At 68.2% G+C, this 9,540-nt stretch carries 8 protein-coding genes and 1 tRNA gene; 3 read left to right on the forward strand and 6 right to left on the reverse strand.

Annotated elements, in window-relative coordinates; all coding sequences use genetic code 11:
- Window positions 1-134 precede the first annotated feature (134 nt).
- Together CCS01_RS17710 and CCS01_RS17715 are read right to left on the reverse strand one after the other, a co-directional pair.
- A complete protein-coding gene (locus tag CCS01_RS17710) occupies window positions 135-1,346 on the reverse strand; it encodes an LLM class flavin-dependent oxidoreductase (protein ID WP_104520105.1) in 1,212 nt (403 codons plus the stop codon).
- 156 nt (window positions 1,347-1,502) lie between these two features.
- Complete coding sequence (locus tag CCS01_RS17715; protein ID WP_104520106.1) at window positions 1,503-2,456, reverse strand: S8 family serine peptidase; 954 nt, start codon at window positions 2,454-2,456, stop codon at window positions 1,503-1,505.
- A 101-nt stretch (window positions 2,457-2,557) separates the two neighbouring features.
- Here CCS01_RS17715 and CCS01_RS17720 point away from each other — a divergent pair, with 101 nt between their 5' ends.
- On the forward strand, window positions 2,558-3,922 hold the full coding sequence (locus CCS01_RS17720) for a lipase/acyltransferase domain-containing protein (protein WP_104520107.1): 1,365 nt from the start codon (window positions 2,558-2,560) through the stop codon (window positions 3,920-3,922).
- 47 nt (window positions 3,923-3,969) lie between these two features.
- Here the strand turns inward: CCS01_RS17720 and CCS01_RS17725 are convergent, their stop codons facing one another.
- Window positions 3,970-5,100 (reverse strand): TAXI family TRAP transporter solute-binding subunit, encoded by a 1,131-nt coding sequence (locus tag CCS01_RS17725; RefSeq protein WP_158258463.1) that lies wholly within the window; start codon window positions 5,098-5,100, stop codon window positions 3,970-3,972.
- Between the two features lie 108 nt (window positions 5,101-5,208).
- Between CCS01_RS17725 and CCS01_RS17730 the strand changes: the two genes are divergently transcribed.
- Window positions 5,209-6,171, forward strand: coding sequence for an alpha/beta hydrolase (locus CCS01_RS17730; protein WP_104520109.1), 963 nt, complete (start codon window positions 5,209-5,211; stop codon window positions 6,169-6,171).
- 259 nt (window positions 6,172-6,430) lie between these two features.
- Window positions 6,431-6,628: a hypothetical protein gene (locus CCS01_RS17735; RefSeq protein ID WP_104520110.1), complete on the forward strand. Its 198-nt coding sequence runs from the start codon at window positions 6,431-6,433 to the stop codon at window positions 6,626-6,628.
- Between the two features lie 14 nt (window positions 6,629-6,642).
- Here the strand turns inward: CCS01_RS17735 and CCS01_RS17740 are convergent.
- The 3 genes from CCS01_RS17740 to CCS01_RS17750 form a co-directional block, all read right to left on the reverse strand.
- Window positions 6,643-6,717, reverse strand: a tRNA-Gln gene (locus CCS01_RS17740).
- Window positions 6,718-6,766: 49 nt separating this feature from the next.
- Complete coding sequence (locus CCS01_RS17745) at window positions 6,767-7,627, reverse strand: 4-(cytidine 5'-diphospho)-2-C-methyl-D-erythritol kinase (protein WP_104520111.1); 861 nt, start codon at window positions 7,625-7,627, stop codon at window positions 6,767-6,769.
- A gap of 19 nt (window positions 7,628-7,646) precedes the next feature.
- Window positions 7,647-9,329, reverse strand: coding sequence for a tetratricopeptide repeat protein (locus CCS01_RS17750; protein WP_104520112.1), 1,683 nt, complete (start codon window positions 9,327-9,329; stop codon window positions 7,647-7,649).
- Window positions 9,330-9,540 lie beyond the last annotated feature (211 nt).

The following is a 9,540-nucleotide window of genomic DNA, read 5'->3' on the forward strand; positions in this document are numbered from 1 at the left end:
GCAGCGTAAGCGGGCTTCAGCCATCTGCCGGATTCCGCGTGCGCCTGACGAAGGTCAACTGGGATATTTAGCAGGTGTCAAACTACAAAGTCTTCATCAATCTCACGAACCGGCCAGGGCCGGGTAACTGCCGCCTATCCCGCGGTCGGCGCGAGGTTGCCGATGGCGACGCCCTTTCCGACGCCGTCGCGGCTCTTGAACGGCGTCGTATCGATATCCTCCAGCTCGATTTCCCGTGTCAGCACCTTGCGTTTCCATTCCTGATGCTCGGTTTCCGTGGCAACGAATTCCGGCATCACCTCCCGCGCGAACAGTTCCAGGCTTTCGCAGATGTGGGTGTGGGTATTCCGGCCGGCCTGGTTCAGCAGGATGATCTGGTCGACGCGCGATTCCTGGAACCTCCGCAACTTCCGGCGAATGGTTTCAGGTGAGCCGATCAGGCCGCCGGTCAGGGCGCGTTGGGCGAGTTCCGGGTTGGCGGCTTTCCATTTCCGGTACTCGTCCCACAGGCTGACGGTACCGGGCGCGGCGCGCTCGCGGTTGCGCGCGCTGCTGTAGTAGGCCAATGAGAACTGGAAGAACGTCACGCCGTCGGCGCGGCGGCGCGCCTCCTCGTCGGTTTCAGCGCACATGAAATAGCTGACCATGGCGATGTTGCAGTTCGGCTGGTAGTCCGCCAGCCTTTGCTGCCGCCGCACGAACGCGTTGTAGTAGGCGTGTACCCAGGCATGCGCCATTTCCGCCGACAGGAACTGGAAGCCCAGCGCGCCGATGCCGCAGCGCCCGGCCAGCTCGATCGTTTCCAACTGCGAGCAGGCCACCCACAGCGGCGGATGCGGCTTCTGCAGCGGCTTGGGCAGGACGTTGCGCAGCGGGAACTTGAAATACGGGCCGTCGTATTCCCAGCCGCCGTCGCGGAACATCGGCATGATGCAGCGGACCGCGTCCTCCCACACCGCCTGCTTGTCCTCCATCCCGCGGTCGAACGGGGCAAGCTCGGTGATGCTGGCGCCTTCGCCCATGCCGAACTCGACCCGGCCGTTGCTGACGAGGTCGAGGCAGGCGACCTTCTCGGCGACCCGGGCCGGGTGGTTGGTGGTCAGCTGGATGATGCCGTGGCCGAGGCGGATCTGCTTCGTCCGCTGGCTGGCGGCGGCCAGGAAGACCTCCGGCTGCGGCGAATGGGAATATTCCTCGAGGAAATGGTGCTCGACCTCCCACGCATAATGGTAGCCAAGCCTGTCGGCCAGTTCCACCTGCGCCAGCGCGTTCTGATACAGGGCGTGCTCGGTGTCCGCCTGCCATGGGCGCGGACACTGCAATTCGTAGAATATGCCGAATTTCACGGGCGCCCTCCGGTGCGGTGTTCCTACTCACCGGTATCCTAGGCAAACCGCGCCGCGCTTGTCCAATCCGGGCCGGCGAACGCCGCAGGCCGGACAGGCTCGCCGCGACAGCCAGCGCTGCGGCGGATCAGCCGATACCTGCAGCACCAGCCTCCGTCAGGGGGCGCCGGCCAGGCCCTCGCCCATTTCGCCCACCCGCACTTTCGGATCGATGCCGGAGCGATCGGCGTGGCCGAGCAGATGCTCCTTGACTGATTCGGGCGTCGGCGGACTGCCGCCCTCGGTGCGCAGCTTCTCGGCCCAGAGCGCGGCAAGGCCGGCGACATGGGGCGCGGCCTGGCTCGTTCCGGACATGGTGGCGAAACCGCCAGCCGGCTTCGCCGACAGGATCGCCACGCCAGGCGCGCAGACGTTCACGCCTTCATTCGAGAACGGCGCGACCGCGAATTTCCCGTTTCCGCCACGTGCGACGGCGCCCACGGCCACGACGCCCTCGGCGGCGGCCGGCAGTGTCGCCATGACGCGGTACGACGGGGTTTCGCCGGCCTGACTCTCATTGCCCGCCGCCGCTATGACCAAAGCGGATTTCCCCGCCACGCCCGAATTGATCACCATTGCCATCAGCCGATCGAAGAAGCGGCCATAGGCTTGGTAGTCCGAAAGTGCCAGGGTAAGCGCCTGGTCCTGCGGCATGCCGTCGTTCACCAGCGCCCTGGCATGGCCGAGAAAGTCCAGGCCGACGGACATCGAAATGATGTCCGCGCCTTTCCGCACCGCCCACAACAGCGCCTGCTCGAGCTCCGACGTCGTCGTCGTTGCGTCCCTGTCCGCGACTTTGGCGATCAGGACATCGCCCACGCCGCGCGCGATGCCGATGCGCCGGTTGTCGACGTCGCGGCCGAAGATGATCCCGGCGCAGTGCGTGCCGTGGCCAATGGTGTCGGCCAGGGCGGTGCCGGTGAAGTCCTGGTAGTTCGTGTCGTGGACCAGGCCGGCGAACGCCGGATGCGTCGGGTCGATTCCACTGTCCAGGATCGCGGAAGAACGAAGTATCGGCCCGGGCCTGGCGCTTTGCGGCGGTTCGAAAACGGCGTATCGGACCATGCGCATAAGTATTGCTCCCGTGCCGTTATGAGTTTAGTATAGTTCCATAACGGCTGCGGGTTCGCTTTGCAACCTGCCTGGTGGCCAGGCAAAACGGGGATCACACGATGGTTGACGTTGTCATCTTCGTGCCGGGAATTTGCGGCAGTGAGCTGATGGAAGGGACCGAGACCATATGGCCGGGCACCCCGCTCGAGGCGGCCTTCGGATCCTATCCGGAAAGATACGTGCAAGCGCTGGCGAACAGCACGACAATAACCGCGCCCAGGATACTTGAATCCGTACCGCTCAGGATTGCCGGCGTCGAGGTATGGAGCTTCGACGGATACGGGCACGCACTGAAGGCGCTCCAGGCGCCCGGCATGGACTTCAGCATCGACGGCGGAACGCTGGTTCCCTGGCCTTATGACTGGCGCCGCGATATCCGCGACCTCGCCAGGCAACTGCACGACCGCCTGGCCGCTCCGGCGCTGCGGGGCAGAAGCATCGCCATCGTCGCGCATTCCATGGGCGGCCTGATCTCCCGCTACATGCTCGAGAAAATTGGCCTTCCCGCCGGCGTCACGGTGGACCTGTGCGCGCTGGTCGCGGTCCCCCACCTCGGCGCTCCGGTGGCGCTGCAAAACCTGCTTGGCCTGCGGCCCGAGATTTTCCTCAGCGCGTCGCAATGCCGGGAGGCGCTCGTCAATCCGGAATTCCCGTCGGCCTATCAGCTTCTGCCGCATCCCGACGTGCCGGCCCTGCTGCGGCAGTCGGCGGAAACCGGCTTCGTCGTGGCCGATCTTGCGGCCGCGCCGGACCTGGGGTTGGTCGCGGACAGCCTGCAAGCCGCCCGCGACCTGGCAGCTGGTCTTCCCATGATCGGCCCGGGATTCCAGCCGCCATGCCGCTACATTGCAGTCGCCGGCAATGCCCAGAAGACGATAACGAACAATTACCTCCAGCCAGGGACCGCGCTTCCGGTAACCGAGCCAACAGCGGGCGACGGCACCGTGCCGCTCTGGAGCGCCGCGCCGCCTGGAATACCGGTCCGCTACGTCGTTGCGACTCATGGTTCGATGTTTTCGGACAAGGACACGATCGCGATGCTGCAGGCGGTGCTGCGGCCAGGGCAGCCGGGCGGGCGCCTGTTCAGCCTGGATCCCGATCCGGCACAGACCGAGCTGGCGGTCGAGCCCATCGACCATTCGGTGGCGCCCGGCGCCACGTTTTCCGTTTCCGTCATCGCCGATCGGCCCACGGATCACGTCGATGCGGTGGTCGAGGTGGAGCGCCTCTTCCCTGACGGACGCCGGGAGACGGACGAGGTGCAGGTTCATTACTTGGGCGGTCTGCTTCGCAGCATTCCCCTGGAATTCAAGGCTCCCGGCGAACAGGGGGTGGTTACGTTTGCAGTGCGTTCGAACGGCGCGGCGTCGGCCTCCCCGCAGAAAAGGGCCGTCCTGGTCATTGCATCCAGGGCCGGCAACTGACGCGGCAGGCTGCGCCCGGGCGCCGCGATGGCGACGGCCGTTCCGGCTCAGGGCGGCTTCTGCTTGTCCCGCCAGCGCAGGAAGTCCTGGAACAGCGCCTGCCGCCGATCGGCGTCCATGCCGGCTTCGGGCTGGCCGCTCTGTTGCAGATAGGTGTCGAATGACGCCCGCAATTTGTTTTCCCTGGCCTGGTCCACATACTTGACCTGCAGCTGGGCCTCGGGATAGCGGGTCCAGCCGGGAAGCTGGGCGGACAGGCTCACTTCCGACCACTTCGGATGCAAGCCCGGCTGCCGGAACTGGGCGAACCGCTCGAACAGCGTGTCCACGAAACGATTGACCCGCTTCGCGCGCAGCGAATCGGGCGGCGCCGACAGGGTGATCAGCGCCGCGCCGACGGCGACCGTGTCCACCGGTTCACCCGTCCCCATCAGGCTCGGATATTGCTGCGGGCCCAGCTTGGACGGCAGGTAGTTTTCTACCAGTTGCGCGTTCAGGGGGATCGGCAGGAAGTGCAGGCCGGTGCCCGGCGGCACGGTCTGCAGCAGCGGGATAGGCGCGCCGCCGACAAGGATCATGGCCGCGCTGTCGCCCTGGCGCAGCCGTTCGAGCGCGATGCTTGCAGGATCGTTATGCAGCGCCGCCTTGACGTGCAGCTCGTCGAGCAGCGTGCGGGCCGTCATGTCGCCGCCGCTGCCTACGGGGCCGATTTCCACCTTCTGTCCGTTCAGGTCGTTCGGGCCGGCGATGTTCTTGCGCGCCAGGATATGGATCTCTTCCTGGAACAGTTTGGCAATGTACTGGACCGAGCCTTCCCGGGCGATGATGGCCCGCTGCATCGTCTGGGCCAGCGCGTCGGTCTGCACGATCGCCACGTCGACGCCCTTCAGGTAGGCAAGGTCCGCGATGTTCTGCACCGATCCTTCCCCCTGGATCGGCAGGATCCGCAGCCGATCGGCGTCGTCGAGGACGATGGCCATGTCGGCGGCGATGCGCGCGTCGGTGCTGCCGGCGGGGCCGCCAATCAGGCCGACCGTGGCGTTGGGGGCCTGCGCGATGCGGGACGGGGCCGGCGCGGCGGTCTGGGCGTGCGCCAGCAACGGCAGCAGCATGGCGGCGGCCGCCAGCCTCGTGCGGAGCAAGCCGGCGCGACGGCAGCGGCTAGTCAGCCCGGGCATCGATGGCCGCTTCATTGTCAGAACGAAACTCCCGTGCTTTTTGCATCCGCGGAAAGCCACTATACTCGCCGTCACGCCATCGTCCGTTCAGATCGAGGAGAGGAAGCCATGACCGACAACCCGTTGCGGCCGGCTCTGTTTCGCCCGGAAGCCGTCGCCGACGACACGGCGGCGCTGAACGAGGCCATGGTCGGCCTGATGACCGGCCTGCCGGACTGGTGGACCACCAGCGCCGCGGCGGCGCGCGACGGCCGCCGCCAGGGCCGCGGCCCGTTCCCGGCGCCGGTGTTCTCCCCGCGCGCCCGGACGCAGGTGATCGAGGGGCGCGATGGCAATCCGATTCCCCTGCGGATCATCGCCCCGGATACCATCCGCGGCGTGTACCTGCATATCCATGGCGGCGGCTGGGTGCTGGGGGCGGCGGACCTGCAGGATCCGCTGCTGGAACGGATCGCCGACAATACCGGCCTCGCGGTCGTCAGCGTCGAATACCGGCTGGCGCCGGAGGACCCGTATCCGGCTGGGCCGGATGATTGCGAGGCCGCGGCGATCTGGCTGGTGAACAACGCCGGGCGCGAATTCGGCTCCGACATCCTGGCCATCGGCGGCGAATCGGCCGGGGCGCATCTCTCGGCGGTCACCGTGCTGCGGTTGCGCGACCGTTACGGCTATACCGGGTGGCGCGGCGCCAACCTGGTCTACGGCGCGTTCGACCTGAGCATGACGCCGAGCCAGCGCGCCTTCGGCGAGCGCCGCCTGGTGCTGCGGACCAGCGACATGCACCAGTTCTACAACGCCTTCCTGCCGGCGATCAGCGAGCGCCGGGTGCCGGATATCTCGCCGCTGTATGCCGATCTGCGGGGGCTGTGCCCGGCGTTGTTCACCGTCGGCACGGCGGACGCGCTGGTGGACGATACGCTGTTCATGCACGCCCGCTGGATCGCCGCCGGCAACGACGCGGAGCTGGCGATCTACCCCGGCGGGGCGCACGGATTCACCCTGTTCCCGAACCGCCTGGCGGACGAGGCGGCGGCCCGGTCAGAGGCGTTCCTGCGGGCGGTCGCGGCGTAGCGGCAGGGGGCGGACGGGTCGGCGCCGACGGGGTGGCCGTTCTGATGCTGGTGGCCGCGACCGCTCTCCCGCCGGTGGGCGCGGCAGTTCTCCCGCTGATGGGCGTAGCCGTTGTCTTATCGTCATGGCCGGGTGTGTCCCGGCCATGACGATGGAGCAACAGACCGGGCCGCCTGCTATGTATGAAACGACGCCGCGTACGGCTGGATATCCGGCCCGGACACCCCATCTGCCGCCCATACTGTGAGAGGAGACCAAAATGTCCGAAAGCAACAGCCGGTACGTCGCTCAGAGCCTGATTAGCGTGCACGGGCTGCGCGCCCTGGCCGTGGTGCAGGAACGGATTGCCGAATCACGCCAGCAGGGCGACGCCTCGGCCATGGCGCGCTGGCAGAACGTCGAGGCCGAGATCAATGAGCTACGGCGCAACGCCTCGGGAAGCGGCGTCCGCGCCTGATCGCGCCGGAGGCCTGGCTGGGGCGGGAGGGATCGAACCTCCGTATGACGGAATCAAAATCCGTTGCCTTACCGCTTGGCGACGCCCCAACGGCACGACGTGATAGGTCGGTCCGCGGTCCACGTAAAGCCGGAACCGTCATCCAGTGTTGATCGCGCCGCCCCAGACCCACCAGCCGGGATGCTGCAGCCCGCCTGCCGCCTGCCGGGCCGCCGCCGCGTCGGCGAACAGGCCGAAACAGGTCGCCCCCGACCCGCTCATGCGCGCCAGCAGGCATCCCGGCGCCGCGCGTAACGCCGCCAGCGAGTCGGCAATCGCCGGCGCCAGCCGCAGCGCCGGCGCCTCCAGGTCGTTGCCGGTGGCCTGCAAGGCGGCTGCCAGCGATTCGGCGTCCCGCCAGCCCTCTGCCGGCAACACCGCCGGCGCCGAGAAGCCGCCGTCCCGGGCGCGGAACACCGCGGGCGTGGCCACCGCGACGCCGGGATTGACCAGCACCATGCCGGTGGGCGGCAGTGGCGGCGCCGGCGTCAGGATCTCGCCGATGCCCGACATCACGGCGGCGCGGCCGATCAGGCAAACCGGCACGTCGGCGCCCAGTGCCGCGGCGATCGCCGCCAGCGTCTCCCGCCTCACATCGACGCCCCAGAAGCGGCCCAGCAGGCGCAGCGCCGCGGCGGCATCGGCCGAGCCGCCGCCGATGCCGGACGCCACCGGCAGGTTCTTTTCCAGCACCAGCCGTCCGGTCGCCGGCACGCCCGCCTGCGCCGCCAGCGCCCGCGCCGCCCGCAGCACAAGGTTGTCGGCTTCGCCGTCCAGCCCGGCGGCGAACGGTCCCGTCACCGCCAGCGACAGCGCCGCCGCCGGCTCGACCGTCAGCGTATCGGCCGCGCCGGCGAACACCGCCAGGCTGTCGAGCCGGTGATAGCCGTCGAGCCGGCGCCCCACGACATGCAGGTACAGGTTGATCTTCGCCGAAGCGCGTTCGGACAGCATCGTCATCAGTCGAAGTCTTTCGGCGCTATTGCCCGCTGAGCACCGCGTCGGTGTGGCCGGACGCGAGCTTCGCCTCCAGCTTGGCGGCGTCATCCGGGGTCGGATTCAGGGTCAGGGCGCGGCGCCACTGGTACTGCGCCTCGATCTTGCGGCCGGTGGCCCAGTAGGCGTCGCCCAGGTGGCCGTTGATCGTCGGGTCCTCGGGCTCCAGCTCCACGGCGCGTTCCAGTGTCTTGACCGCGTCCTTCGCGTCGCCCTGGCGGAACATCACCCAGCCCAGGCTGTCGGTGATGGCGCCGTCGTTCGGCCGCCGCTCGGCCGCGCGCTGGATCATGTCCCGCGCCTCCTGCAGGTGGCGCCCCTTGTCGGCGTAGGAGTAGCCGAGATAGTTCAGCACGAACGGCTGGTCCGGCGACAATTGCAGCGCGCGATGGAAATCCGCGTCCGCCTTCGGCCACTGGTTTGACCGCTCCTCGGCCACGCCGCGGTCGTAGAACACCACCCAGTCCGTCGGCACCGGACGGGAGATCCGGGCGATCGCCTTGTCATAGGCGGTCACCGCCTCGGCGAAGCGCTGCTTGGTCCGCAGGATGTCGCCACGCTGCTCATCGGGCAGCGGGCTGTCCGGATAGTCGTGCGCCAGCCGCTGCAGGTCCTGCATCGCGTCGTCCGCGCGGCCGAGCCGATCGGCCAGGGCGGCGCGCTTGAGCTGCACGACGGCGATCAGCGGGTCGCTGGCGGGAATGTCGTTGAGCATACGCAACGCCAGCGTCGGCTGGTGCTCGTTCAGCAGCACGTCGGCGGCCAGCAGGCGCGCCGGGGTGAAGTCCGGCCGCAGGTCGAGCGCCAGGCGCAGCATGACCAGCGCGAAATCGTTGGCATCCTGCGAGCGCAGCAGCGCCGCGAAGGTGAAGTAGGCCTCGGCGACGCCGGCCTGCGCGTTCGGCACCGGGCGCCGGGTGACGTTGGCCAGCATGCCCGGCATGGCGATCGACAGGTCCGGCGCGACCGTCGGCAGGGCGGCGAGAATGCGCTCGGCCTCGGCGGCCTGGCCGGAGCGGGCCTGCCAGCTTGCCAGCACCTGGGTCATGCGCAGGTTGGGCTCCGCCATGTCGGTCTCGACGATGCGGTAGAGCCGTGCCGCCTGGTCGGGACGGTTGCCGGCGTCGGCGATCATCGCCGCATGCAGGGCGAACAGGCCGCGGAACCGCGGGTTCTCGACGTAGGGCCGCAGGGTGGACAGGGCGGAGTCGACCTGACCCTCGCCAAGCTGCGCCCAGGCCACCAGCATCGGCTGCAGCAGCTGCGTCATGCCCTGGCGCGGCAGGCCGTGGAACTGCTGCTCGGCGGCCTGCCACTGCCCGGCCTTGATGTCGGCGTCGGCCAGCACCAGTTGCGCCACCTGGTTGTCGGGCAGTTGCCGGGCCAGCTTCACCGTCTCCGGCCGGCCGGCGTCGAGGCAGGCCATGAATGCCGATTGCAGCAGGTCCGGATCAGTCGGGGACTGCGCCAGCGCCTTCAGCAGATCGTTGGCGGCGGTGGCGGAGTCACCCTCCGACATGGCGAACCGTCCGGCCAGGAAATTGCCGATGGCGTTGCCGCCAACCGGCTTCGCGGAACCGTCGGGCGAGAGAACGGATGCCGCGCAGGCCGACAGGAGCGTGAGCGCGAGCAGGACAGGCCGCCGGGCGGCGCGGACGTTGTGCATATGGCCACCCTAGCAGTCGTGAGTCGGCATGTCATTCATCTTACGATGATTTCAGATTACGGAGGTGAAAAGGGCAAGGCGTGGCAGGGGATTCGCACTTCGAAAGTCCTTGACACGCGATTTGGACTTGCCCGACGCGGGCATGATCGACTCTTTGGCTGAGGGTGAGCACCACGATTGCGGGAGGCCCCCTTGGATCAGTTCATCGCCT

Source organism: Rhodopila globiformis, assembly GCF_002937115.1.
Lineage (GTDB): Bacteria > Pseudomonadota > Alphaproteobacteria > Acetobacterales > Acetobacteraceae > Rhodopila > Rhodopila globiformis.